Source organism: Achromobacter sp. Bel, from assembly GCF_012928505.1.
GTDB lineage: Bacteria > Pseudomonadota > Gammaproteobacteria > Burkholderiales > Burkholderiaceae_B > Achromobacter.
The window spans coordinates 16,253-39,012 of the sequence record NZ_JABBJN010000018.1; the positions used below are offsets into that span (position 1 = coordinate 16,253).

Genomic DNA, 22,760 nt, shown 5'->3' on the forward strand with positions numbered 1-22,760 from the left:
GCAGGCCCCATTGTATTGACCCTGACCTTGCGCAAGCCGCCATTGCCTGCGGGCGCCGCATCCCGTACGCTGGACCGTGCGTTGATATCGATCAATCCCCCGGCCGCGTCGCGGCGGGACAATGGGGGTATGCCCTCACGGGCGGCAACCGCCAGGTTGCCCGGACGCGGGAGCCGGCAGCCTGGCTTGAACCGGGAGATAACGTATGACACAGCAAACAGGCCCCATCCTATTGGCGACGGACCTGAGCGCGCGGGGCGACCGTGCCCTGGACCGCGCGCTCCAGCTCACCAAAGAGCTCAATACCAAGCTGATCGTCCTGCATGTCATGGAAAGCCATGCCACGCCTGCCCGCCTGACCACGCCGGTCTGGCGGCGCCTGTCGACCGACCACAAGGCCCTGGCCGAACGCGAGCTGGCGGAAGACCTGGCCGCCGCCGACGTGCCGTCCGAAGTCGTCGTCGTATCCGGCGATCCCCTGGCCCGCATCATGGAAACCGCCGACAGCTTCGGCTGCTCGCTGATCGTCACCGGCATCGCCCGCGACGAGACGCTGGGCCGGCTGCTGCTGGGCACCACTGTCGAAAAGCTGGCCCGCCAGGCGCGCCAGCCGGTGCTGGTGGTCAAGACCCGTCCGCGCAAGCCGTACCGCGACGTGCTGGTCGCCACCGATTTCTCGCCCGGCTCGCGCCAGGCCCTGCGCGCCGCGCTGCAACTGGTGCCCAACGCCAACCTGACGCTGTTCCACGCCTACGACGTGCCGTTCCAGGGCAAGAGCGTGCCCGACGACGCCATCACGCGCAGCTTCTACAAGGGCGCCGAACAAAGCGCGCAGGAATTCACGGCCGACACGCCCGAACTGGCCGGCAAGACGCCCCACATCGTGCTGGAAGCCGGCCAGCCCGAAACCGTGCTGTCGGAATACTCATTCAATCACCGCTCCGACCTGGTCGTGACGGGCACCCACGGCCGCACCGGCATCCTGCGCACCGCCATCGGCAGCGTGGCCGAGCGGCTGCTGGAGTCCCTGCCCAGCGACGTGCTGATCGTCCGGCTGACCGAAAAAGAATAAGCCGGCGCGTCAGGAAAAACGGCGCCCGGAATTCGGGCGCCGTTTTTCGTCTGGACAGAGCGGATCCCCGCGAGACGGGCCGGCCCGCCTTACGCCTGGTCGCCCTGCCTTTCCATGGTTTCGATGGTGCCGCGCAGGATCTTCAGCAGCACCAGGCCCGGCAGCGCGATCACCACCGTCAGCAGGAAGAAGCCCGGCCAGCCCATGTACCCCACCAGCGGCGGCGTCAGCGGCCCGGCCAGATACGTGCGGCCCACCGCCGACAGCGCCGACAGCAGCGCGAACTGCGTCGCGGAAAACCGCTGACGGCACAGCGCCATCAACAAGCCCACGAAAGACGCAGTGCCCAACCCGCCGCACAGGTTCTCGATGCCGACGCCGGCCGCCATCAGCCACAGGTTCTTCGGGCTGACCGCGATCAGCCAGTACGCCAGGTTGGACACGGCCTGCAGCAGGCCGAAGGCCATCAGCGACCGGTACAGGCCCCAGCGCGACATCAGCGTCCCGCCGGCCAGCGCGCCCACGATGGTGGCGGCCAGCCCCAGCACCTTATTCACCGTGCCGACTTCGGTGGGCGTAAAGCCCGCCCCGCGGATCAGGAAGGTGGTGGACAAGGCGCCCGCGAAGGCGTCGCCCAGCTTGTACAGCACGATCAGCAACAGCACCGCCAGCGCGCCGCGCCGCGTGAAGAATTCGTGCAGCGGTTCACCGACGGCCTCGCGCAGATTGCGCGGCGCGCGGGCGACGTGCTCGGGTTCGGGGGCCAGCAAGGTCGCTACCGCGCACAGCAGCATCAGGCCGCCCATCAGCACATAGGTGTAGCCCCAGCCGATCCACTGGTCCGCCAGGATCAGCGCCAGCCCGCCCGAGGCAATCATGGCAAGGCGATAGCCCATGACCTTGACGGCGGCGCCGGCGCCGCGTTCCTCCTTGCGCAGCACATCCGTGCAATACGCGTCGAACGCGATGTCCTGCGTAGCCGACAGGAAAGCCACCAACACGGCCAGCATGGCCAACGGCATGAGCGCCGTCGAGGGCGACAGCATGCCCATCGCCATGATGGTCAAGGCCAGCAGCAGCTGCGTCACCAGCATCCAGCCGCGGCGGCGGCCCAGCAAGGGCGGCACATACCGGTCGACAAGAGGTGCCCACAGGAATTTGATGGTGTAGGCCGTGCCTACCAGGGTGAGGAAACCGATTTCCTGAAGCGGCACGCCTTCGACGGTCGCCCAGGCCTGCAAGGTTCCGCTGGTCAAGGCCAACGGCAATCCGCTGGCAAAGCCCAGGACCAGCAAGGGGGCCACGCGGGGGCTGGTATAGACGTTGGATACAGCGGTGATGACGGTCTCCTGAAACTCGGCCGGCGCGGCGCAACTGGCATCGCGCCGCGGAGTTGTCGGCATTTTAGGGCTTGTTCGCCCGCGCCGTCAGGACGTTCGGTGTCGGGATGTCAGGGCGACGCGAAGCGGTAGACCGCCAGCGTGCTGCGCCAGCTGGGGAACAGCTTGACCTCGCGGCCTTCGTTGAAGGTCGCGCGTTCGAGGATGCGCACGTCCACGACGCCCGCCAGCTGTTCGAAGTCGCGCAGCGTGCACAGGTGGATGTTGGGCGTGTTGTACCACTGGTAGGGCATCTGGCCCGTCACCGGCATGCGGCCGCGCAGGATGGCCCAGCCGTGCGGCCAGTAGCCGAAGTTGGGGAACGACACGATGCCGTAGCGCGCCACCCGCGCCATCTCGCGCAGGATGTGCTCGGTGCGATGCATGGACTGCAAGGTCTGCGACAACACCACGGTGTCGAACTGCTTGTCGTCGAACAGCGCCAGGCCGTCTTCCAGGTTCTGCTGGATCACCTCGACCCCGCGGCGCACGCAGGCGATCACGCAGGTGTCGTCCAGTTCGACGCCCGCGCCGCGCACCTGGCGGTGGTCGCGCAGGTGCGCCAGCAGCGCGCCGTCGCCACAGCCCAAGTCCAGGACGCGGCTGCCCGGCTCGATCCATCCGGCGATGCGCGCCAGGTCGGGCCGCAGCGCGCTGTGGGCATAGCGGGGGGTCACAGGGGTCATTCGGAGCGTCCTTCGGTCGCAGCAGCGGCGTCGCCAAGCCCAAGCTCGCGCGCGATGCGTTCGTAATAGCCGCGCACCACGGCATGGTAGCGCGCATCTTCCAGCAGGAAGGCGTCGTGGCCGTGCGGTGCGTCGATTTCGGCGTAGGTGACGGGGCTGGCGTTCTTCAGCAGCGCGCGCACGATCTCGCGCGAACGCTCGGGCGGGAAGCGCCAGTCGGTCGAAAACGACACCAGCAGGAAGTCGGCCTTGGCCGGCGCCAGCGCGCGCGCCAGATCGCCGCCGGTCGTGCGGGCCGGATCGAAATAATCCAGCGCGCGCGTGATCAGCAGATAGGTGTTCGCGTCGAAGTATCGGGTGAATTTTTCGCCCTGATAGCGCAGGTACGACTCCACCTCGAACTCGACGTCGTAGCCGTAGTGGTAGGCCCCGTTCTCGGCGGGCGCGCGTTGCGCGCGGCCGAATTTTTCGGCCATGTCGTCGTCCGACAGGTAGGTGATATGGCCGATCATGCGCGCCACCGACAGGCCGCGGCGCGGGACGGTGTCCTGCGCGTAGTAGTCGCCGCCATGGAAATCCGGGTCGGTGATGATGGCGCGGCGCGCCACTTCATTGAAGCCGATGTTCTGCGCCGACAGGCGCGGCGTGCTGGCGATCACCACGCAATGGGCCACGCGCTCGGGCAGCGTGATGGCCCAGCTGAGCGCTTGCATGCCGCCCAGCGATCCGCCCATCACCGCCGCGAAGCGTTCGATGCCGAAGTGATCGGCCACGCGGGCCTGCGCGCGCACCCAGTCTTCCACCGTCAGCACCGGGAACGCGGCGCCCCAGGGCTTGCCGGTGGCCGGGTTGATACTGGCCGGGCCGGTCGACCCGAAGCACGAACCCAGGTTGTTCACGCCAATCACGAAAAACAGGTTGGTGTCCACCGGCTTGCCGGGGCCGACCATGTTGTCCCACCACCCCAGGTCGCTGGGGTTGTCCGCCGCCTGCCCCGCCACGTGGTGCGAGGCATTGAGCGCATGGCAGATCAGGACCGCGTTGGTGCGCTGGGCGTTCAACGTGCCATAGGTTTCCACGGCAAGTTCGTAGGCGGCCAGCGACTGGCCGCTAAGCAAGGGCAGCGGCTCATCGAAACGGATGAAAGTGGGTGCGACAAGGCCGACGGAACCGGGATCAACGGTGTCGGAAGTCGTGACGGTTGCGGGAACGAACCCGCTGGCCGAATCACCGGCCAAATGTTGGGCAGGAGTGGTCATACGGACCTCTTTAGCTGGATTTATTGGAAGGCGCCCGCAAGCGGATCAGGCAAATCGGCGCCGAAATATGGGTGATGCAATCAGTACTGCGAAAAGAATTCTAGCACTGCTTGCGCACGCGGCCACAGCCCGTGCGCCGGTGGGACAATAGCCATTACCGGCGGCGCCCCCCACCCCGACGCGGCGCGCCCCCCCTGACGGGAAGGATATGGCTCACATCTATCTGGACGAACTTCAACTCCTGGCAGCGGCCGGCCTGGCCGCCGCCGGCGCCAACCCGGCGATGGCGGACAGCACCGCCCGCGCGCTGGTCTTCGCCGAAAGCCAGGGCCTCGGTTCCCATGGCCTGTCGCGCGTGCCGTTCTATGCCGGCCACCTGCGCGCGGGCCGCGCCATCGGTTCGGCGGTGCCGCGCATCGTGCATGAGCGCGGCGGCGCGGCCCTGATCGACGCCGGCTCGGGCCTGGCCTTCCCGGCCTGCGCGCTGGCGGTGGAGCAGGCGGCCGCGCGGGCCTGCGAACACGGCATCGCCTTCATCGGCGTGGCCAACAGCCACCATTTCGGCGAGGCCGGCTACCACCTGGAAGCCCTGGCCGATGCCGGGCTGGTGGCGCTGGCGCTCAGCAATTCGCCGGCCGCCATGCCCGCCTGGGGCGGCAAGCGCCCGCTTTTCGGCACCAACCCCATCGCCGCGGTCTTTCCCCGCCGCAACGGCGCGCGCCTGGTGATCGACCTGTCGCTGTCGCAAGTGGCACGCGGCAAACTGATGATCGCCGCGCGCGACAACCAGCCCATTCCGCTGGGCTGGGCGCTGGACGCGAACGGCCAGCCCACGACCGACCCCAAGGCGGGGCTGGCCGGCAGCATGCTGCCGGCCGGCGGCGTCAAAGGCGCGATGCTGGCGCTGATCGTCGAACTGCTGGCCTGCGCCCTCACAGGCGCGCATTTCGGCTTCGAGACGGAATCATTCTTCGTCGACGCGGGCGGCCCTGCCCGGCTGGGCCAGGCTTTCATGGCAATCGATCCGGGCGCGCTGGCCGGCAACAACACCTATCTGGAACGCGTCGAAACGCTGGTGGACGCCATGTTGGAGGACGACGGGGTGCGCCTGCCTGGCGACCGCCGCCGCAAACTGCGCGACGAAGCCGTGAAGCACGGCGTGGATATCCCGGACGCGCTCATGGCGCAACTGCGGACGATGGCGGGCGTGGCCTGAGGCGGCCGCCGCGGTGCCCGCCCGCATCTATGCCCCGGCGCGGGTGAACCACAGCATCAGCGGCGCCAGCAGCAGGAACACCACCGTGGACACCAGCACCGCGCCCGCCGCGGTATCGCCCAGCGGCGTATAGCGCTTGGCGTACATGTAGCTGACCACCGCGCACGGCATCGCCATCTGCAGGGTCAGCGCCCCCGCCAGGATGGGCTCCAGGTCCAGCGCCCAGACGACGGCCAGCCCCGCCGCCAGGCCGACGCCCAACCGGATCGCGCCCACCTTGGCGCCATCGCGCAGGCCGTTGGACGGGATCAGCGCCAGGGCGTGGCCCAGGCTCAGCAGCATCAGCGGCACCGTCACGGCGCCCAGCATGCGGGCCGTCTCGATCAGCCATTCCGGCACGGGAATGTGCAGCATGCGCAGCCCCACCGCCACCACCGAGGCCAGCAGGATGGGGCTCTTCCAGCTGCCCTTGGTGTTCACCCCAGGCAACAACCGCACGGCGACGGTGTGCATGACGAACGAGTTCACCGCAAAGAAGGCCACCGCCACCGACAGGCCGGCATCGCCGAACGCCAATTGCGAAATCGGCAGCCCCAGGTTGCCGGCGTTGGGCAAAAAGGCCGTGGGCAGCAAGGTGCGCACCGGCAATTTCCACACTTTCAGCAGCAACGCGGCGACTCCCGCGCACAGCAGCAGCGCCAGCAGCGTGGCCGCCGCCACATCAGCCAGCGCGCGGTCGTCCAGGTGGGTGGTGACGAAGGTGTGGAACACCAGGGCCGGCGTCGTCACTGACGTCACCAGCGTGGTGATGAACGCGCCGCCGAAAGGAATGTCGCGCTTGCCCCAGAACACCCCGATGCCCACGCAGAAGAGCAACGGCAGCATCAGCACGATGGCTGACAGGTAGAACTGGGTGATGGCCAACATACGACTATTCCGTCAGAGATAAAGAGTTTGATGCACCGCGGCATCAATGCTTGCCTGCCGGCGGCCGCGACCGCAGCATGGGACAACACGTCAACTACAGGGCGTCCCGCCCACAGCCGCCATGACCGCCCTTCGCCGCTTGTCCGCGTACCGCCCCTTGTTGCAGGCGTCCTTGCAAACGCCGTCCACGCCCTTGTCCAAGCCTTTATCCGCGCCTTTATCCGCGCTGAATCCGCCGATCGCGCCGCTGGCCTCGCTGTCCGCGCCGCCCGCGACGAAAACGCTGTCCGACCGCCAGGCCGCCTGCCTGTATTGGTCCGCCGCGGGCAAGACCAGCTGGGAAACCGGCCGCATCCTGGGCGTCAGCGAAAGCACGGTGAACTTCCATCTGCGCAACGCCTGCGCCAAGCTCGGCGTGCGCGGCCGGCGGGCCGCCGTGGTCGCGGCGCTGCGCCAGGGCTTGCTGGACGGCGTCACGGTTTGACGGGTTGGGTCGGGTTGACCACCACCGACCGCAGGAACTCGCGCGCCCGTTCCGCCGGCAGGCTTTCCTGCGTGCCCGCGGCCACCGCTTCGATCAGCATGGTGTCGGTCACCCAAACCCTGGCCTGCAACCATCCCGGCTTGCCCATGGCCTTGCCATGCACCTCGATCTCCTCGCCGTTGGCCGGCCACGCCGTAGGCGGCGGGGCCTGCATGTTGGCGTACAGCGACGCCACCAGCGCCCTGCCCAGCGCCTGCCTGGCCCCTGGGTCGGCCGCGATCTCCGGGGGCAGCGGGGCCGACCCGATCGCGAACACGGCTTCCCCCACGGTGGCGGTCGCCAGGGTAAAACGCAAGGAATGGGTATCCAGGCGCAGATCCCGGGTATCCGTCATGACCCGGTCCGGGAAGGCGGCCCGCACATGGCCGTCCGCCACATCGACTTCCCGCCAGTTGTAACGGGGCGAACACGCGGCCAGCACCAGCGCCAACCCCACAAAGACGCCGGCTTTCTTGAACATGAAACGAAACAGCGATGAAATCGTCATTACCCGAGGACCTGGACGGTCTATCCATTTCAAGGAATCCAGAAATTGTCGCCGATTTCCATGACCCCCGCGCCCGACGGCACCCTATTGGCCAATTATGTCTGGTCCGCCGCCCCGAACGTGCCGCCGCCGATCACAGGCCCGGGCACGCCCAGCATCTACCTGATGCACGGCCTGAGCGAACACGCCGGGCGCTATGACCGCCTGGCCCGCTGGCTGACCGCCCGCGGCTGGGCCGTGGGCGCGCACGACCATCGCGGCCACGGCCGCTCGGGCGGCGCGGCCGCCACGCTGAGCCACCAGGAAGACCTCGTTACCGACGCCGTCGACCGGCTGCACGCCTGGACCCTCGCCCAAGGCCGGCCGCCGATCCTGCTGGCCCACAGCCTGGGCGCGCTGGTAGCGGTGCGAATCGCGCTGCGCCGCATGGCCGAGCTGGACGCCCTGGTGCTGAGTTCGCCGCCGTTCGTGGTTCACGTGCCACAGTGGGTGCGCCGCACCCTCACCTGGATGTCCCTGCACGCGCCCGACCTCCGCGTGCCCCACGGCCTGGCGCCCGCCCGGATCTCGCACGACCGGGCCGTGGTGAAGGCCTACCGCGCAGACCCGCTGGTGCGGCGCCGCATGACGGGCAGGCTGGCCCGCTTCGTGGACGAAAGCGGCCAGGAGGCCCTGCGCGAATCCGGACTGCTGCCCTGCCGCACGCTGTTGATGGTGGCCGGAGACGACGCCATCGTCGCCGCCGAGGGCAGCCGCCAGTTCGCCCAGCGCGCTCCGGCCGAACTGCTGACGCTGCGCTGGTACGACACCGCCTGGCACGAGATCTTCAATGAAACGGCCCCCATTTCCGATCCGGTTTATGCTGATCTGGACGAGTGGTTGGCCCGCACGGCGCAGGTATTGTCCCTGCGCCCAGTACTGGCTCCCTCGGCACAGGAAGCCGGCACCCCGTAAAATCCGGCGACAGACCCCAACGAGAAGAATCCGTGACTGATACCGCCGCCAACCGCCTCTCCCGCCTAGAGGCCAACCGCTCGCTGCTGACCCAGACGCTGCGAGGCATCGAGAAAGAAGGCCTGCGCGTGGACGAGCAGGGCATCCTGTCCCGCACGCCGCACCCGGCCGGCCTGGGTTCGGCGCTGACCAACGAACACGTCACCACCGACTATTCCGAGTCGCTGCTGGAACTGATCACCGGTACGCACACGGATGTGGACGCGCTGCTGGCCGAATTGACCAATACCCACCGCCACGTCTACAGCGTGCTGGACCATGAACTGATCTGGAACCAGTCCATGCCCGCGACGCTTCCCGCCGAAGCGGACATCCCCATCGCCTGGTACGGCAAGTCCAACACCGGCATGCTCAAGCACGTGTACCGCCGCGGGCTGGCGGAACGCTATGGCAAGACGATGCAGTGCATCGCCGGCGTGCACTACAACTTTTCGTTGGCCGAAGACCTCTGGTCCGTGCTGGATACGCAGCCGGGCTCGGTGCAAGACCGCCGTTCGCGCGGCTATATCGGACTGATCCGAAACTTCACGCGCTACTCCTGGCTGCTGATGTACTTGTTCGGCGCGGCGCCCGCGCTGGCCAGCGACTTCCTGCGCGGCCGCGAGCATCCGCTTGAAAGCCTGGGTGACCACACGCTGTATCTGCCCTACGCCACCAGCCTGCGCATGAGCGACCTGGGCTACCAGAACAAGGCGCAGTCGCAGTTGAAGCTTTGCTACAACGACCTGGACACGTTCCTGGGCCGTCTGTACGACGCCGTGACCCAGCCCTGGCCGGATTACCAGAAGCTGGGCACGCATCGGAACGGGGAATGGATCCAGCTGAACACCAACGTGCTGCAGATTGAAAACGAGTACTACTCCAGCATCCGCCCCAAGCGCGCCACCGGCCGCTGCGAACGCCCCATCACGGCGCTGGCCGAACGCGGCGTGCAATACGTGGAAGTGCGGTGCCTGGACATCGATCCGGACTCGCCCGTCGGCATCGACGCCAGCACCAGCCGTTTCGTCGACGCGTTCCTGCTGTTTTGCACCGCCTCCGACAGCCCCTTCTTCCCCGCCAACGGCTACTGTCAGCGCAGCGCCGACAATTTCTCGACAGTCGTCAAGCAAGGCCGCAAGCCGGGCCTGACGCTGGACCGCGAAGGCCAGTCCGTGACGCTGGCGCAATGGGGCCACGAACTGCTGGATCAGATTGCGCCGTACGCCGCGCTGTTCGATTCCGCATTGGGCGGCAGCGCCTACGCCGAGGCCCTGGAGGCGCAGCGCGCCAAGCTCGATCAGCCGGACGCCACGCCGTCGGCCCGCCTGCTGGACTCGCTCAAGCGCAGCGGCCTGTCGTTCCACGACTACTCGCTGCAGCAAAGCCGCAAGCATGCCGAGACGCTGCGCGCGCAAGCCCTGCCCTCGGATCTGGCTGCCGCCTATGAGCAAGCCGCGGCGCAGTCCACGATGGAGCAACAGCGCATCGAACAGTCGGACACGGTGGATTTCGCCACCTACGTCGCGCGCTACCACGAGGCCCTGAAAGCCCCGCGCAAATAAGGCGTATCGTTAGGGTTTGGGTTCGCGGCGCCGGCCAAGCCGGCGCCGCGAACCACGTCTGTCAATCAGGAGGTTTTTTCCATGCGCCGCACTGCAACATTCTTGCTGGCCCTGGCAGCCAGCATGGCGGGAATCGCCCATGCCGCGCCGCCGGCCATGCAGACCGTGGAATCGGTGGACCTGAAGCGTTACGCCGGCATGTGGTACGAAATCGCGAATTTCCCCATGTTCTTCCAGCGCAACTGCGTGGGAGACACCACCGCCGAATACACCGCGCATGCCGACGGCACCGTGGGCGTGAACAACCGCTGCCGCACCAAGGATGGCGATATCGATTCGGCCTCGGGCACCGCGACCGTCGTCGAAGGCAGCAACAACGCCAAGCTTGAAGTGACGTTCGTCAAGCCGTTCAAGGGCGATTACTGGGTGATCGGCCTGGACCCGGAGTACCGCTGGTCCGTGGTCGGCACGCCTGACCGCAAGTACCTGTGGATATTGTCGCGTTCCCCGCAACTGCCCAAGGAAGAACTGGACAAGGCCCTGGCCGCCGCAACGGCGCAAGGCTATCAGCTGGACGAACTGCGCTACACGCCGCAGAAATAGCGCGAACGGATCAGCCCGCGTAGTCGCGCGCCAGGCGCACCACCGTCACGCCGGGTTTCAGCTGGCGCAGCGACGGCATGATCAGCGTGCAATTGTCGTAGGGGGTCACGATGGGTTGGCCATCCGCCCAGCCGATCACGGCCCCCGCCTTTTCCAGCGTTTCCAGACCGGTCCAGGCTTCTGAGAACGTCACGTCCATCGACGGCGCGACGACCGCATTCGTCACTTCCAGCACGCGCTGCGCGGCGGGATCGGGCAGCAGCCAACCGGCGGGCACGTCCGCCGCATCGACCACCCCGGATTCGACCAGCATGCGCGCCACCATGTCGCGCGCCACGTCGCGCGAGGCCAGCTCGCCGTGGAAGCCGCATTCGATCAGCAAGGCGCAGGCGTCTTCACGCGCGGGGTCGCCGAACTGCGCGAAATCGCGCATGCGCACGCCGTCCTTGTGGCCCGCGTCCACAATCACGTGTTGCGGCGCCTTCAGGCGGCGCGCCAGCGCGATGTTGCGCGGCAGGACGCCCGTCAACAGCAGGGGCGCGCCCGGCTCATGCATGGAATGCAGGTCCAGCAACCAGTCCGCGCGCTGCACCCAGGGACGCAGCGCCGCGCCGCGTTGGCGGTCCGGCGTGGTCGGGTTGTCCAGGCGCTCGGCGCTCCAGACGCGGTTCATGTCTTCGGCCACGAAGCGCGAGGCGTCGTGGTTGGCGTGATCAAACCGGTCGAAGGCGTCCAGATTACAGAACGCCAGCGTCAAACTGCCGCGGCGCGGCTTCACACCGGCGGCCAGCAGGTCTTTCAGCGCCCAGGCGCCACACAGTTCGTTGCCGTGAACCAGCGCGGACACCATCAGCGCCCGGCCCGGCACGCCCGAATCAAAATGCCAGACGCCCGGCGTATCGGTGTTGCCGGCGCGCTCGGCGCTCAGGTCGGGAACGGGAAGCTTGAATTCCATGATGATGTCCGCTTGTCTGCCTGGTCTTGCGATTGATGAAAGCCTGAAATGACGGAGTCTGATTTATTGCGCTTCGATCTTCGCCGCCTTGACCAGCGCGCCGTACTTCTTCGTCTCTTCGGCTTGATAGGCGGCCAGATCGACGCCCGGCTTGGCCACTTCGCCGCCAGCTTCCTGCATCTTGGCACGGAAGGCTTCGGACTTCAGCGTTTCGTCCAGCACACCGCGCAGCTTGGCGACGACGGGCTCGGGCAAGCCAGCGGGACCGTACAGCGCGAACCACAGGTTGATGTCCACCGACTCGAAGCCCGGCGTCGCGGCCAGCGGCGCGATCTCGGGCGCGGCCGGCGACCGCTTGTTCTCGGTCAGGCCCAGCGCCACGATGTTGCCGCTGCGCACTTGCGGCAGCCCCGAGGACAGCACCAGCATGCCGTAATCCAGCTGGCCGCTCATCAGGTCCGTGACCAGCGGCGACACCCCGCGGTACGGCACGTGTTCGGCGCGGGTGCCGGTGGCCTGGTTGATCATTTCGCCGGCCAGGTGCAGCGTGGTGCCCACGCCGGACGACCCATAGTTGAACGTGCCCGGCTCTGCGCCGCGCAGCTTCTTCAGATAGTCGGCGGCGGTCTTCACGCCCGAATTCTTGCTGGCCGCCAACAGCATCGGCTGCGAGGCCACCAGCCCCAGGGCGGTGAAATCCTTCGCGCTGTCGTACTTGACCGCGGTGTTGATCATGCGGGCGATCACCATTTCGTTGGTGGAGCCCAGAAAGATCGTGTAGCCGTCGGGTGCGGCGCGCGCCACGCGTTGCGCGCCGATCGTGCCGCCGGCGCCGCCCACGTTTTCCACCACCACGGTCTGGCCCAGGCGCTTGCCCAGTTCTTCACCCAGCAGGCGGGCGGTCAGGTCGAGGCTGCCGCCGGCCGGGTAGCCGACGATCAGCGACACGCTGCGGGCGGGATAGTCGGCCGCCAGGGCGGCGGGTGCGGCGGCAACGGCCGAGGCGGCACAGAGCGCAACAAGCGCTGCACGCAGCGGATGCAGGATGGACATCATGTTTTCTTCCTTGGGGTGCTGGAGGTGGACGGCGTGGCCGTCTCGTTTGAGGTTTAGCGCCACATTTTCACGGGCGGCGCACACGCCATCCGTGCCAAAACGGCACATCTTCGTGCTTATTCGGCTTGGTCGCCTGCCTGCAGGTCAGGCCTTGCGGTTGGCGGTGGCCTCCCAGGCCGCTTCCGCCAGGTCCGTCAGCCGGGCCCGGGGTCGGTACAGCCGCACCTCGAAGGCGATTTCTTCGCTGCGCCCGCCAAGCGCGGCCAACGCGCCCCGGCGGCAATCGGCCGCCACCATCGACCACGGCAGCCACGCCACGCCCACGCCCTTGGCCACCGCGCCATGTGCGGCGTCCAGGGAATCGCTGCGCACAAACGGGGTCAGCGCGTAAGGCGTGGTCTCCAGGCGGTCGCCGACGATGCGCTCCATCGCCAGGCCGCCCGTATACGTGATCAACGGCACGGGCGGACCGCCGTCTTGCAGCGTGTAGCGGGCGCGGCCGCGCGCGTCCACCTGGCTGACCGGCACCAGCTTGTCGGTCGCCAACGTCATGTAGCGGTAGCGCGCCGGGCTGAGCGGCACCGACAGCGCCGGGTGCTCGTAGCAGCACAGCAGGTCCACCTTGCCCTGCTCCAGCCGCACCACCAGGTCCTGCGCCTTGCCGGTGGACAGCTCCACCTGCGTGCCTTCGGTCAGCACCTTGGGCGTGCGGTGCCGCAGACGCGCGATCCAGTCCGCCACCAGCGTGCGGGCCAGGCTGCGGCCCGTGGCGATGCGCAGCACGGCTTCGCCACCCGCGCCCGAACTGCGGATGCGGTGGCGCACCAGCCCCATCTGCTCGACCACCTGGGTGGCGGTCTTCAGCAGCGCCTCGCCTTCCGGGGTCAGCGTGACCGGCAGATGCTGCCGTTCGACCAGCGACGCCCCCGCCCAGGCTTCCAGCGCACGGATCCGCCGCCCGAACGCGGGATGCGTCACGTGGCGCAGTTCGGCCGCGCGCACGAAGCTGCCGGTGCGCGCCAGCGCGATCAGGTCTTCAAGGAGTTTCAGGTCGGCCATGAGGCGCAAGCTTACGCCATCGGCCGACCGCCCGACCGCCGGCAGCCGGGTCGCCGAGCCTGCGGGATCAACGCGCCGCCAGCCCCATCATGGCCAGCGTGGCCCGGGTCAGGTCGCTGTCCGGGTCTTCCAGTTCGTTGACCAGGTCGAAGTGGTTGCAATGCGGCGTGGGGATGCGCGTGGACGCCAGGCCCGCGCCGTTCCAGGCCGCTTCAAACGCCGCGGTCTGGTTCTTGAAGCCCTGCGTCTCCAGCCCGCCCACCGCCAGCAGCATCGGGCCGGCGCGTTCAGGCAGATTGAAGATCGGACTCTGATGCGCCGCCTGCTCGGGGGTCAGCTGTAGCCAGGTGTTGGGCAGGATGCCGCACAGCGGCCGCAGGTCGAACAGGCCGCTTAGCGCCAGGGTCCCCTTTATCACGTCGTCCGGCACGCCATACCGGGCGGGCCAGCCGGGCGCGGCCAGCATGCCGGCCAGATGGCCGCCGGCCGAGCTGCCCCCGATATACAGGCGGTTCGGATCCACCCCGTAGGCGGCGGCGTTCCGATACAGCCACGCCACGGCGGAACGCACTTCACGCACCACTTCGCCCAGCGTGGCTTCGGGCACCAGCGTGTATTCCAGCGTCGCGACGGCAGCGCCGGCGGCGTTGAACGCCTCGGCCATCACCGGCGCGTCTTCCTTGCGCTGCGCGCGCCAGTAGCCGCCGTGGATGAACACGAACAGCGGCGCCGGCGCGCGCGAGGCGGCCGGCAGGAACAAGTCCAGCCGTTCATCCTGGCCCATGCCGTAGCGCAGGTCCAGAACGCCGGGGCGGCGCGTGCGCACCCGGGCCGACGACTCGGCGTAGCGCCGCACGCAAGCGTCGAAATCCGGCACCGATTCGCGCGCGTTGTACTGGACTTCGCGTTCGGCGATGGTGGGAAAGAAAAGGTCGATATCCGTGTCATGCATGGCGGGCCTGCGTGTCTGGCTGCGAAATGATGCGTTCGATGAATTGCGCGGTCTTGCGGTAATGTGCGGCCAGCATGGCGACCGAGCCTTCGACGTCGCGCGAGATCGCGGCGTCCAGCAACCGGCGGTGCTCATCGTCGACATTGCGTTCCGGCCCGTAGGCCGTGGCGCCGGCGCGCGCCGGACGGCGGTAGCGCTCGGTTTGCGCATAGAGCTGCGTGGACAGGTCCAGCAGCCAATGCGAGCGGCACGCGCCGATCAGCGCATGGTGGAAATCCAGGTGCCGCGCCTCAAGCAATTCCTCCAGCTCTTCGGAAGGCGGCTGCGCGTCGCCCGCGCGCTGCGCGGCCAACGTCAAGGCATGAAAGGCGCCGACCAGCCGCGCTTCCCAGGCATCGTCGGCATTGGCCAGCGAACGCCGCAACGCATCGCAATCGATCAGGATGCGGGTTTCACAGGCGTCCCACATTTCTTCCACCGACAACGGCGCGATGCTGAAGCCGCGCGAGGTGGTGTTGATGACCATGCGTTCGCTGCGCAAGCGGTTGAGCGCCTCGCGGATTGGGGAAAAGCTGCTGCCGTAGCGTTGCTTGAGCAGTTCCAGCCGCAGGGATTGGCCGGGTGCGAAAACGCCGCTCATGATGTCGCGCCGGAGCAGGCGGTAGACCTGCTCGGACAGCGTGATTTCCTCTACTTCAGCGTTCCCGTCCGATCCGGTGTCGTCCGGGCGGGAAGCTTTGATTCTTGGCTTCAACATGCTCTCCAGATGTCGGCGGCTTGCCCGCCGGCCCGCTTGCGGGCGGGTCATTCTACCTGCGTCATATCCCCAGATAGCGCTGCGCCAGTTCCGGCTGCGCGGACAGCTCGGCCGGCTTGCCGGACCACGCCACCCGGCCCTTGTCCACGATGTAGTGGCGGTCGACAAGCGTGGCCATCTCGGGAAGGTTCTTGTCGATCACCAGGATGGTCTGCCCCTCGCCCTTCAGCGCGCGCAGGCAGCGCCAGATCTCTTGCCGGATCAGCGGCGCCAGCCCTTCGGTGGCCTCGTCCAGGATCAGCAGCTTGGGGTTGGTCATCAGCGCGCGGCCCACCACCAGCATCTGCTGCTCGCCGCCGGACAAGGTGCGCGACGACTGCGCGCGGCGCTCTTTCAAGCGCGGAAACAGCGCGTAGACGCGCTCCAGATCCCAGCCGCCCGCCGCGAAACGCGCCGTCGCCACCAGGTTCTCCTGTACCGACAGCGAGCCGAACACGCGCCGCCCTTCAGGCACCAGGCCCACGCCCAGCCGCGCGACGGTACTGGGCGCGGACTTTCCCAGCGTCCGGCCGCGGAACTGCACCGCGCCACCGGTAGCGGGCAGCATCCCCATCAGGGTCTTGATGGTGGTGGTCTTGCCCATGCCGTTGCGGCCGATCAGCGAAATCACCTCGCCTTCGCTGGCCTCGAACGACATGCCGAACAGCACCTTGCTGGAGCCGTAACCGCCGGTCAGCCCGTCAACCTTCAACATGTTCTTCTCCCAGATAGGCCGCGCGCACCTCGGGATGGCGGCGCACCTCGTCGGGCGTGCCGCTGAACACCACCCGCCCATAGACCAGCACGCTGATGCGGTCGGCCAGGGCGAAGACGGCGTCCATATCGTGTTCGACCAGCAAGATGCCGTAGTTGCCTTTCATGCCTTGCAGCAATCGCGTCATGCGCGCCGATTCCTCGGGCCCCATGCCGGCCATCGGCTCGTCCAGCAGCAACAACCGCGGCGACCGCGCCAGCGCCACGGCCAGCTCCAGCTGCCGCTTTTCGCCGTGCGCCAAGTCCGCCGACCGCACGTGGCGGCGGTCCTCCAGCCCTACGTGCGTCAACCATTGCATGGCCTCGGACTTCAATGCCTCGTCGTGGCGCGGGTTGGTCCAGGCCTGGAAGGCCCGGCCGCCCTTGAGCATGCGCGACAGGATCACGTTTTCCAGCGCGGTGTATTCGTGGCAAAGCTCCGTGATCTGGAACGACCGCCCCAAGCCCAGCCGGGCGCGCTCGAAAGCGCGCAACGCCGTCACGTCCTGGCCGTTCAGATGGATACTGCCGGAATCCGGCCGGATCTCGCCGCAGATCTGCGCGATCAGCGTGGACTTGCCGGCGCCGTTGGGGCCGATGATGGCGTGGATCTCGCCCGCCTGCACGTCCAGGTCCACGCCGTTGGTGGCCACCACCGCGTCAAAGGCTTTCCGCAGCTGCGTGAGAAGCAGCAGGCTTGTGCTTGCATCAGTCGGCATGGCGCGTCTCCAGCAGTTTCCCGAACAGGCCCTTCTGGCCCCACAACACCACCAGCACCAGGATCGGCCCCATGTACAGCAGCCAGTGCTCGGTCAAGGACGACAGCAACTGCTCCAGCCCCAGGAACACCGCCGCGCCCGCGATCGGCCCCAGCAGCGTGCCCACGCCGCCCAGGATCACGATGGCCATCAATTCTCCGGACTTGGTCCACGCGGCCATGTCGGGCGTGACCAGCCCCGCATAGTTGGCCCACAGCACGCCGGCCAGGCCCGTGCCCACGGCCGACAGCACGAAGGCGCTCAACCGGTACGGGGTAGGCGCCACGCCCAGGTTCACCGCGCGCCGTTCGCTCTGGCGCAGCGCCTGCAGCACCATGCCGAAACGCGAGTTGGTGACGCGGATGCAGAACAGCGTCCATGCCGTCAGCACGGCCAGGCACACGTAATAGAACACCGTCGGGCTTTCCAGGTTGATGCCCGGCAGCACGTTGCGTTGCGGGATCATCAGCCCATCGTCGCCGCCGTAGAACTGCAGCGACACCAGCACGAAATACACCATCTGGCCGAACGCCAGCGTGATCATGATGAACTGCACGCCCCGCGTGCGCAGCGCCAGGTAGCCGAAGATCCAGCCGGCCAGCGCGCACACGGCAAGCGCGATCGGCCACACCACCAGCGCCGCGTTGCTGCCCGCCCAACCGAAGATCGGCCCCGCCTCGGCGGTATGGAAGGCGATGATGCCGACTGCGTAGCCGCCCAGTCCGAAGAACATGGCGTGGCCGAAGCTGACCATGGCGCCGTACCCGATCACCAGGTCCAGGCTGACCGCGGCCAGCCCGTAGATCAAAAAGCGCGTCACCACGCCGATCAGGAACGGCGAACCCGACGCCAGCGCCGCGGCCGGCAACAGGATCAGTACGGCCAGGCCGGCCAGGCCCCAGCGGGCGCGATTCGAAAGAGTCTTTGCCATCATCATCCCCGCGCCGGAAACAAGCCGCCCGGCTTGGCGATCAGCACGATCGCCATCAGCACATAGATACTGGCCGACGCCAGGCCAGCCGCCAACGGGTCCGCCGTGGCGGGCGAGAACACCGTGGACAACAGCTGCGGCAGGAAGGCCCGCCCCAGGCTGTCCACCATGCCCACCAGCAAAGCGCCCGCCAGGGCGCCGCGCACCGAACCGACGCCGCCGATCACGATGACGACAAAGGTCGTGATCAGGATGCGTTCGCCCATGCCGATCTCGACGGCCAGCAACGGCGCGGCCATCACGCCAGCCAGCCCGCACAGCAAGGCGCCCAGGCCGAACACCAGCGTGTAGAGCTTGCGGATGTCGACGCCCAGCGCGTCCACCATTTCGCGGTCGTCGGCGCCGGCGCGGATCAGCATGCCGATGCGCGTGCGGTTGACCAGCCACCACAAGCCCACCGCCACCAGCGCGCCGATCGCGATGAACGACAGGCGGATCACCGGATACTGGAATCCCGGCGCCAGCGTCACCGCGCCTTCGAGGAACGACGGAATGCCCACCAGCGGCGGGCGCCGGCCGAAGATCAGGCTGACCGCTTCGTTCGAAAACAGCAGCAGGCCAAACGTGGCCAGCACCTGGTAGAGATGGTCGCGCTTGTACAGCTTGCGGATCACCAGCACCTCGACCGACACGCCATACAGGCCCGCGCCCAGCAAGGCGGCCAGCACGCCCGCCAGGAAGGAGCCGGTGGTGCCGATGGCGTAGGCCGCGCAATACGCGCCCACCATGTAGAAGGACCCGTGCGTCAGGTTCACGACCCCCATGATCCCGAAGATCAGCGTCAGTCCGGCCGCCAGCATGAAAAGCATGGCGCCGAACTGCAAGCCGTTCAGCAGCTGTTCGAACAAAAGCGTCATGATGGCATCTTGCAGAATTGGGCGTAGGCGTCCTTATCGTCGGACACCAGCTTGCGGACCAGATGCGGCGACAACGTGCCGTCGCTGTCCTTGCCGATCCGCATCAGGTAGAGGTCCTGGATGGGATGCTGATTGGTGTTCATGCTGAACTTGCCGCGCAGGGACGTGAACGCCGGATTGCGCAGCGCCGCGCGAAATTCCGCCGCCTTCGACAAGTCGCCACCGGTGGCCTTCAGGCCAGCGCCGATCAGGTTGGCGGTGTCGTACGCCTGCATCGCGTAGTCCGTCGGCACGCGGCCATAGGCTTCCTTGAACGCCTTCACGAACGCCTTGGACTGCGGATTGTCGAAGTCCTGCGACCAGATACCGGTGGTGTAGGACCCCGCCGACGCGTCGCCGGTTGCCTGGATCATGCGCGCATCCATCGAAAAGCTGGGCATCAGCATCGGGATGCTCTTGTTCAATCCCGCCGCCGCGTACTGCTTGACGAAGTTGATGCCGGTACCGCCAGGATGGAACTGGTAGATGGCCTCAGGCGCCAGCGAACGCAGCCGCGCCAGTTCCACCGAAAAGTCGGACTGGTCGAGCTTGGTGTAGATCTCGGCCACCACCTCGCCCTTGTAGGTGCGCTTGAAGCCCTCGATCGCATCGCGGCCGGCTTGGTAGTTGGGCGCCAGCAGCACCACGCGCTTGTAGCCCAGCTCGTTGGCGGCCACGCCGCCCGCCGTATGGAAGGCATCGTTCTGATACGACGCCACGAAATAGTTGGGGTCGCATTTCTCGCCCGCGAAATTCGACGGGCCGGGGTTCAGGCTCACGTAGAAGGCGCCCGACTTCACCACGCTGGGCACGACGGCGGCCAGCACGTTCGAGAAATTCACGCCCGTAAAGAGCTTCACGCCCGATTGCAGCAAGCGGTCGGCCGCCTGCTTGGCGTTGGCGGGCTTCAAGCCATCGTCTTCGATGACCAGTTGCACCGGCACGCCGCCCAGCTTGCCGTCGCCTTGCTTGATCGCCAGATTGAAGGCGTCGCGCTCGTCTTCGCCGATATAGCCCGCCGGCGTGGACAACGTAGCGATGAAGCCGATCTTGACGGGGTCTGCGGCATGCGCCGCGCCCATCGCGGCAACCGTGCCCATTACGGCGGCAAGCGCGGCGGACAGGCCGCCTTTTTTCTGTTTCTTGATCATGTTTTTCCCCTTGAAGACTGCGTGGCCCGCCTGGCAGCCGGGCCCGATTGCCTGTTGCGCTAGACCGCCACCACCGGATGGCGCAGCGTGCCGATACCTTCCACGCACGCCACCACCACATCGCCCGGCCACAGCCATTCCTGCGGCTTGCGGCCCGCGCCCACGCCTTCCGGCGTGCCGGTGGCGATGATGTCGCCCGGCTCCAGCGTGATGCCGGCGCTGATGTCCGAGATCAGGAACGGCACCTTGAACAGCATGTGCCGCGTGTTGGATCCCTGCTTCTTTTCGCCGTTGACCGTCAGCCACAGGTCCAGCACCTGCGGATCAGGGATCTCGTCGGCGGTAACGATGCAGGGGCCGAACGGCGCGTAGGTGTCCTGGCCCTTCGAATAGATCCACTGCCCGGCGCGGCGGCAGTCGCGCGCGCTCATGTCCAGCATGACGCTGTAGCCGAACACGTAGGACAGCGCGTCGGCCTCGGCCACGCGCTGTGCGCGCCGGCCCATGATCACGGCCAGTTCCACTTCCCAGTCCAGCTGCTGCGTGATCTTGGCGTTGTGCTCGATGGCGTCGCCCGGGCCGATGACGGTGGTGGGCGGTTTGGAAAAGATCACCGGCTGCTTGGGCAAGTCGGCCGAGGTGTCCAGCGTACGGCTGGATTCCGCGACGTGCTCCACGTAGTTCAGGCCAATGCCGAAGATGTTCTTGCGCGGCCGCGGGATCGGCGCCAGCAGCTTCACGTTTTCCTGCGGCAGCGCCGTGCCAACGGGCCAATTGCCGCGGTACGACTCCATCAGCCGGCTGGCCTGCGCGACCGCCACGGGACCCAGGTCAATGAAGGCCAGCATGTCGTCGGGCAGGTCCACGCCGCCGGCGGCGCCCAGCAAGGCCAGGTCCACCACATAGCCTTCGGCCAACGCGCCAAGCCGTGCGGCGGCGGTGGGATGAGCGCGAAAAGTCACCAAACGCATAGGAACTCCATAAATTCAGGATGAGTTGAGTCAGGCGCGCGGAACGGCGCCCGCGCGGCGGATGAAAATTTGAAAGGGGGTCGGGCGACGCTAGATCAGCACTTGATGGCCGTCGTTTTCCTTGACCGCTTCTTCGCGGTAGAGCGCCAGCGACCGCATCACCGGCAGGTCGTTGAAGCAGAACAGGCAGGCGTCGTCGTTCGCCGACAGGTTCACGTGTTCATGGATGGCCCAGGACGGCACGCAGAAGATGTCGCGTTCGGTCCAGTCGTAGCGTTTGCCGTCGATGATGGAATAGCCGCTGCCTTTGGCGACTTGATAGATGAAGCTGCCGGTGTGGCGGTGCGCCTTGGTGTGCTCGCCCGCGCGCAGCAACTGCATGCTGGCGCCGATGGTGGGCATGACGGGGCCGCCGGTCGCCGGGTTCACGTATTCCAGCAAAATGCCGTCGTACGGGCTGCCGGCGGTGGTGCGCGCATAGCGGCGCAACGCCTCGTAGGTGGGTTCCCATTCATACTTGAACAGCGGCGAATAGGGCTTCGTCCAGCCCGACACCTGCGGCCGCAACGCCGCGTGGCCCCAGGCCGCGCTGGTGTCATCCACCGGGTACGTCACCGTCTGGTTCAGGTCGGGATGCACGGCGTAGAAGCCGGCCTCCAGCGCGTTGACCAGCGGAATGTCCAGCCCATCCTGCCAGATGCAGGTGGTGCCGTCTTCGGACACGCCGTGCTCGTGCCAGGTGCCGTTGGGCGTCAGCACGAAATCGTTGGCGCCCAGCGTCATCTTGTGGCCGTCGACCACGGTGTACGCACCCTGCCCTTCCATGATGAAACGCAGCGCGGAATGCGAATGCTTGTGCGCAGACGCCAGTTCCCCGGGCTGCATCACCTGCAGGCCCGAATACAGCCAGCCCACGGCGGCGGCCACGTCGCGCCGGCCGGGATTGTTCAGATAGATGACCCGCCGGCCCGCCTCTTCGGGCGACACCAGCTCGGCCGACCGCAGCACATGGCCGCGCAAGTCCTGATAGCGCCACACCACCGGCACCGAGGCGGACCGCGGCGCCCAGGGCTCGATCTTGTTCGCCACCGTCCACAGCGCGCCCGTCTCCAGGCGCGCCAACTCCTGGTAATAGGCGATGCGCTCCGGCGAATCGGCCACGTTGGCGCGGCCTGCGGTGTCTTCGCGGTAGGCGTCGTACCGGTTGGATTCCATCCCTTTCCCTCTTTTTATAAAAATCAGAAGATTTTCGAAAATAATAGAGGCGAGGCCGAAATCGGGCAATCGTTGCGCGCTAGGGGTTTTCCCGCCAAGCGAAATTTTGTGGGCGCCGTGTCAAAAAATACTGTACAAAAACACAGTTCGACGTGATACATTTCGCTCGCCCGAAAAACTGTCGTCCAGGAGAATCCTGTGTCCGAAGCCGCTCATCTTGTTCAGTACATCGTCGTTCCCTACCGCGCCGCCGCCAACGGTGTCGCGCCAGGTGAAATCCGTCCGGCCAGCAGCGAATTCGGAGCCATCCGGATCGCCAATTCCATGGCCTCCAAATTCGCGGGGGTCGCCGCCTATGAAGTGTTGATCGACAAAGAAACCGGCGATATGGAATCGCCGCGCATCCTGATGCAGATCGGCACGGTGCCGTCGCTGGATGATTGACGTCTGGGCGCGGCCCGTCCACTGCCGGGTGG

The 22,760-nt window shown here is 67.1% G+C and carries 24 protein-coding genes and 1 riboswitch; of the genes, 7 read left to right on the top strand and 17 right to left on the bottom strand.

Annotated features, from left to right (window positions below):
* Nucleotides 1-205: 205 nt before the first annotated feature.
* Nucleotides 206-1,072 carry a universal stress protein gene (locus tag HG262_RS13245; protein ID WP_169271467.1) on the top strand — a complete coding sequence of 289 codons (867 nt, stop codon included), beginning with the start codon at nt 206-208 and terminating at the stop codon, nt 1,070-1,072.
* An 89-nt stretch (nt 1,073-1,161) separates the two neighbouring features.
* Here HG262_RS13245 and HG262_RS13250 read toward each other — a convergent pair whose 3' ends face one another.
* From HG262_RS13250 to HG262_RS13260, 3 genes are all read right to left on the bottom strand, one after another.
* Nucleotides 1,162-2,475 (bottom strand): muropeptide transporter, encoded by a 1,314-nt coding sequence (locus HG262_RS13250; RefSeq protein ID WP_211187269.1) that lies wholly within the window; start codon nt 2,473-2,475, stop codon nt 1,162-1,164.
* Between the two features lie 47 nt (nt 2,476-2,522).
* Nucleotides 2,523-3,137 carry a methionine biosynthesis protein MetW gene (gene metW, locus HG262_RS13255; protein WP_006227214.1) on the bottom strand — a complete coding sequence of 205 codons (615 nt, stop codon included), beginning with the start codon at nt 3,135-3,137 and terminating at the stop codon, nt 2,523-2,525.
* A complete protein-coding gene (locus tag HG262_RS13260; protein ID WP_211187271.1) occupies nt 3,134-4,396 on the bottom strand; it encodes a homoserine O-acetyltransferase in 1,263 nt (420 codons plus the stop codon). The genes metW and HG262_RS13260 overlap by 4 nt, the downstream gene beginning before the upstream one ends.
* Nucleotides 4,386-4,467, bottom strand: a riboswitch (SAM riboswitch). It overlaps the preceding gene by 11 nt.
* Before the next feature lie 137 nt (nt 4,468-4,604).
* Here HG262_RS13260 and HG262_RS13265 point away from each other — a divergent pair.
* Nucleotides 4,605-5,612: an Ldh family oxidoreductase gene (locus HG262_RS13265; protein ID WP_169271468.1), complete on the top strand. Its 1,008-nt coding sequence runs from the start codon at nt 4,605-4,607 to the stop codon at nt 5,610-5,612.
* Between the two features lie 27 nt (nt 5,613-5,639).
* Here HG262_RS13265 and HG262_RS13270 read toward each other — a convergent pair whose 3' ends face one another.
* Nucleotides 5,640-6,539, bottom strand: coding sequence for an AEC family transporter (locus HG262_RS13270; protein ID WP_169271469.1), 900 nt, complete (start codon nt 6,537-6,539; stop codon nt 5,640-5,642).
* 256 nt (nt 6,540-6,795) lie between these two features.
* On the opposite strand from HG262_RS13270, the gene HG262_RS31195 reads away from it, so the two are divergent.
* The gene (locus HG262_RS31195) at nt 6,796-7,023 is read left to right on the top strand and encodes a helix-turn-helix domain-containing protein (RefSeq protein WP_348984389.1); all 228 of its coding nucleotides are present in this window, start codon (nt 6,796-6,798) and stop codon (nt 7,021-7,023) included.
* Here the strand turns inward: HG262_RS31195 and HG262_RS13280 are convergent.
* Complete coding sequence (locus HG262_RS13280) at nt 7,013-7,570, bottom strand: hypothetical protein (RefSeq protein ID WP_169271471.1); 558 nt, start codon at nt 7,568-7,570, stop codon at nt 7,013-7,015. The genes HG262_RS31195 and HG262_RS13280 overlap by 11 nt on opposite strands.
* A 60-nt stretch (nt 7,571-7,630) precedes the next feature.
* Between HG262_RS13280 and HG262_RS13285 the strand changes: the two genes are divergently transcribed.
* The 3 genes from HG262_RS13285 to HG262_RS13295 all read left to right on the top strand — a co-directional run bounded on the left by HG262_RS13285 (nt 7,631) and on the right by HG262_RS13295 (nt 10,731).
* Entirely contained in the window at nt 7,631-8,524 is an 894-nt protein-coding gene (locus tag HG262_RS13285; RefSeq protein WP_211187273.1) for an alpha/beta hydrolase, read from the top strand.
* A 32-nt stretch (nt 8,525-8,556) separates the two neighbouring features.
* Entirely contained in the window at nt 8,557-10,128 is a 1,572-nt protein-coding gene (gene gshA, locus HG262_RS13290; RefSeq protein ID WP_169271473.1) for a glutamate--cysteine ligase, read from the top strand.
* Nucleotides 10,129-10,209: 81 nt separating this feature from the next.
* Nucleotides 10,210-10,731: a lipocalin family protein gene (locus tag HG262_RS13295; protein ID WP_006227222.1), complete on the top strand. Its 522-nt coding sequence runs from the start codon at nt 10,210-10,212 to the stop codon at nt 10,729-10,731.
* A 10-nt stretch (nt 10,732-10,741) separates the two neighbouring features.
* Here the strand turns inward: HG262_RS13295 and HG262_RS13300 are convergent, their stop codons facing one another.
* The 12 genes from HG262_RS13300 to HG262_RS13355 form a co-directional block, all read right to left on the bottom strand.
* Complete coding sequence (locus HG262_RS13300; RefSeq protein ID WP_169271474.1) at nt 10,742-11,686, bottom strand: succinylglutamate desuccinylase/aspartoacylase family protein; 945 nt, start codon at nt 11,684-11,686, stop codon at nt 10,742-10,744.
* A 63-nt stretch (nt 11,687-11,749) separates the two neighbouring features.
* The gene (locus HG262_RS13305) at nt 11,750-12,742 is read right to left on the bottom strand and encodes a tripartite tricarboxylate transporter substrate binding protein (protein WP_169271475.1); all 993 of its coding nucleotides are present in this window, start codon (nt 12,740-12,742) and stop codon (nt 11,750-11,752) included.
* A 144-nt stretch (nt 12,743-12,886) separates the two neighbouring features.
* Entirely contained in the window at nt 12,887-13,801 is a 915-nt protein-coding gene (locus HG262_RS13310; protein WP_169271476.1) for a LysR family transcriptional regulator, read from the bottom strand.
* 67 nt (nt 13,802-13,868) lie between these two features.
* Nucleotides 13,869-14,753, bottom strand: coding sequence for an alpha/beta hydrolase (locus HG262_RS13315; RefSeq protein WP_169271477.1), 885 nt, complete (start codon nt 14,751-14,753; stop codon nt 13,869-13,871).
* Nucleotides 14,746-15,507 carry a GntR family transcriptional regulator gene (locus tag HG262_RS13320; protein ID WP_169271543.1) on the bottom strand — a complete coding sequence of 254 codons (762 nt, stop codon included), beginning with the start codon at nt 15,505-15,507 and terminating at the stop codon, nt 14,746-14,748. Before HG262_RS13320 ends, HG262_RS13315 begins: the two co-directional genes overlap by 8 nt.
* A 64-nt stretch (nt 15,508-15,571) precedes the next feature.
* A complete protein-coding gene (locus HG262_RS13325; protein WP_169271478.1) occupies nt 15,572-16,264 on the bottom strand; it encodes an ABC transporter ATP-binding protein in 693 nt (230 codons plus the stop codon).
* Entirely contained in the window at nt 16,251-17,021 is a 771-nt protein-coding gene (locus HG262_RS13330) for an ABC transporter ATP-binding protein (RefSeq protein WP_169271479.1), read from the bottom strand. Before HG262_RS13330 ends, HG262_RS13325 begins: the two co-directional genes overlap by 14 nt.
* Nucleotides 17,011-17,997, bottom strand: a complete 987-nt coding sequence (locus HG262_RS13335) for a branched-chain amino acid ABC transporter permease (RefSeq protein WP_169271480.1) — start codon at nt 17,995-17,997, stop codon at nt 17,011-17,013. Before HG262_RS13335 ends, HG262_RS13330 begins: the two co-directional genes overlap by 11 nt.
* Complete coding sequence (locus HG262_RS13340) at nt 17,994-18,908, bottom strand: branched-chain amino acid ABC transporter permease (RefSeq protein ID WP_169271481.1); 915 nt, start codon at nt 18,906-18,908, stop codon at nt 17,994-17,996. The genes HG262_RS13335 and HG262_RS13340 overlap by 4 nt, the downstream gene beginning before the upstream one ends.
* The gene (locus HG262_RS13345) at nt 18,905-20,098 is read right to left on the bottom strand and encodes an ABC transporter substrate-binding protein (protein ID WP_169271482.1); all 1,194 of its coding nucleotides are present in this window, start codon (nt 20,096-20,098) and stop codon (nt 18,905-18,907) included. Before HG262_RS13345 ends, HG262_RS13340 begins: the two co-directional genes overlap by 4 nt.
* Nucleotides 20,099-20,157: 59 nt before the next feature.
* The gene (locus HG262_RS13350) at nt 20,158-21,069 is read right to left on the bottom strand and encodes a fumarylacetoacetate hydrolase family protein (RefSeq protein WP_169271483.1); all 912 of its coding nucleotides are present in this window, start codon (nt 21,067-21,069) and stop codon (nt 20,158-20,160) included.
* A 90-nt stretch (nt 21,070-21,159) separates the two neighbouring features.
* The gene (locus HG262_RS13355) at nt 21,160-22,284 is read right to left on the bottom strand and encodes a cupin domain-containing protein (RefSeq protein ID WP_169271484.1); all 1,125 of its coding nucleotides are present in this window, start codon (nt 22,282-22,284) and stop codon (nt 21,160-21,162) included.
* 198 nt (nt 22,285-22,482) lie between these two features.
* On the opposite strand from HG262_RS13355, the gene HG262_RS13360 reads away from it, so the two are divergent.
* A complete protein-coding gene (locus HG262_RS13360; protein ID WP_006227235.1) occupies nt 22,483-22,728 on the top strand; it encodes a hypothetical protein in 246 nt (81 codons plus the stop codon).
* Nucleotides 22,729-22,760: the final 32 nt, after the last annotated feature.

Bases quoted from the DNA above. Each gene is read 5' to 3' on its own strand.
- HG262_RS13295 (WP_006227222.1), top strand. From the start codon at position 10,210: ATGCGCCGCACTGCAACATTCTTGCTGGCCCTGGCAGCCAGCATGGCG.
- HG262_RS13310 (WP_169271476.1), bottom strand. From the start codon at position 13,801: ATGGCCGACCTGAAACTCCTTGAAGACCTGATCGCGCTGGCGCGCACC.
- HG262_RS13260 (WP_211187271.1), bottom strand. From the start codon at position 4,396: ATGACCACTCCTGCCCAACATTTGGCCGGTGATTCGGCCAGCGGGTTC.
- HG262_RS13345 (WP_169271482.1), bottom strand. From the start codon at position 20,098: ATGATCAAGAAACAGAAAAAAGGCGGCCTGTCCGCCGCGCTTGCCGCC.
- HG262_RS13315 (WP_169271477.1), bottom strand. From the start codon at position 14,753: ATGCATGACACGGATATCGACCTTTTCTTTCCCACCATCGCCGAACGC.
- HG262_RS13355 (WP_169271484.1), bottom strand. From the start codon at position 22,284: ATGGAATCCAACCGGTACGACGCCTACCGCGAAGACACCGCAGGCCGC.
- HG262_RS13350 (WP_169271483.1), bottom strand. From the start codon at position 21,069: ATGCGTTTGGTGACTTTTCGCGCTCATCCCACCGCCGCCGCACGGCTT.
- HG262_RS13335 (WP_169271480.1), bottom strand. From the start codon at position 17,997: ATGATGATGGCAAAGACTCTTTCGAATCGCGCCCGCTGGGGCCTGGCC.
- HG262_RS13285 (WP_211187273.1), top strand. From the start codon at position 7,631: ATGACCCCCGCGCCCGACGGCACCCTATTGGCCAATTATGTCTGGTCC.
- HG262_RS13300 (WP_169271474.1), bottom strand. From the start codon at position 11,686: ATGGAATTCAAGCTTCCCGTTCCCGACCTGAGCGCCGAGCGCGCCGGC.
- HG262_RS13250 (WP_211187269.1), bottom strand. From the start codon at position 2,475: ATGCCGACAACTCCGCGGCGCGATGCCAGTTGCGCCGCGCCGGCCGAG.
- HG262_RS13305 (WP_169271475.1), bottom strand. From the start codon at position 12,742: ATGATGTCCATCCTGCATCCGCTGCGTGCAGCGCTTGTTGCGCTCTGT.
- HG262_RS13270 (WP_169271469.1), bottom strand. From the start codon at position 6,539: ATGTTGGCCATCACCCAGTTCTACCTGTCAGCCATCGTGCTGATGCTG.
- HG262_RS13340 (WP_169271481.1), bottom strand. From the start codon at position 18,908: ATGACGCTTTTGTTCGAACAGCTGCTGAACGGCTTGCAGTTCGGCGCC.
- HG262_RS13245 (WP_169271467.1), top strand. From the start codon at position 206: ATGACACAGCAAACAGGCCCCATCCTATTGGCGACGGACCTGAGCGCG.
- metW (WP_006227214.1), bottom strand. From the start codon at position 3,137: ATGACCCCTGTGACCCCCCGCTATGCCCACAGCGCGCTGCGGCCCGAC.
- HG262_RS13280 (WP_169271471.1), bottom strand. From the start codon at position 7,570: ATGACGATTTCATCGCTGTTTCGTTTCATGTTCAAGAAAGCCGGCGTC.
- HG262_RS13330 (WP_169271479.1), bottom strand. From the start codon at position 17,021: ATGCCGACTGATGCAAGCACAAGCCTGCTGCTTCTCACGCAGCTGCGG.
- HG262_RS13265 (WP_169271468.1), top strand. From the start codon at position 4,605: ATGGCTCACATCTATCTGGACGAACTTCAACTCCTGGCAGCGGCCGGC.
- HG262_RS13325 (WP_169271478.1), bottom strand. From the start codon at position 16,264: ATGTTGAAGGTTGACGGGCTGACCGGCGGTTACGGCTCCAGCAAGGTG.